The organism is Thermus aquaticus (assembly GCF_001280255.1).
Classification (GTDB): Bacteria; Deinococcota; Deinococci; order Deinococcales; family Thermaceae; genus Thermus; species Thermus aquaticus.
The window spans coordinates 1-615 of record NZ_LHCI01000037.1; the positions used below are offsets into that span (position 1 = coordinate 1).

The window sequence follows — 615 nt, forward strand, 5'->3', positions numbered from 1 at the left end:
CCCCGCCTCAAAAGCCCTGTCCGCTTCCGAAGCTGGATCGGCGGGGACCGGGATGGGAACCCCCTCGTGACCCCCCAGGTCACCCGTTTCGCCGCCCGCTACGCCCGCGAGGTGGCCAAGGAAAAGGTTCTGGAGGAGCTGGGAGCCTTGGTGCGGGACCTCTCCCTTTCCGAGGCCAAGGTGCCCGTGCCCCGGGAGGTGCGGGCGGGGGGCGAGGGGGTGGAGCGGTTCCCCGGAGAGCCCTACCGCCGCTTCTTCGCGCAAATCTACCGGAAGGTTTCCCAGGACGAGGCCACCACCGAGGAGCTCCTTTCCGCCCTGAAGGTGGCGGAAGGGGGGCTTAGGGCCGTGGGGCTTGAGGAGGTGGGGAGGAGCTTTTTGCGCCCCCTCGAGGCCCGCTTGAGCGCCTTCGGCCTGGAGCTCGCCCCCCTGGACCTTCGGGAGGAGTCGGGGAAGCTCCTCCTGGCCGCCGCCGAGCTCCTTCGCCTGGGCGGGGTCCACCCAGACTTCCTAAGCCTTTCCCCCGAGGCCCAGGAGGCCCTCCTCACCGAGGAGCTGAAGACGGCGAGGCCCCTCCTCCCCGTGGGGGAGGAGCCCCAGGAGGAGGCCCTGAGG

1 protein-coding gene is annotated in these 615 nt (G+C 70.7%); it reads left to right on the forward strand.

Annotated features, from left to right (window positions below; all coding sequences use genetic code 11):
• A partial coding sequence (locus BVI061214_RS00230) for a phosphoenolpyruvate carboxylase (RefSeq protein WP_156303165.1) occupies window positions 1-615 on the forward strand: 615 nt, incomplete at both ends.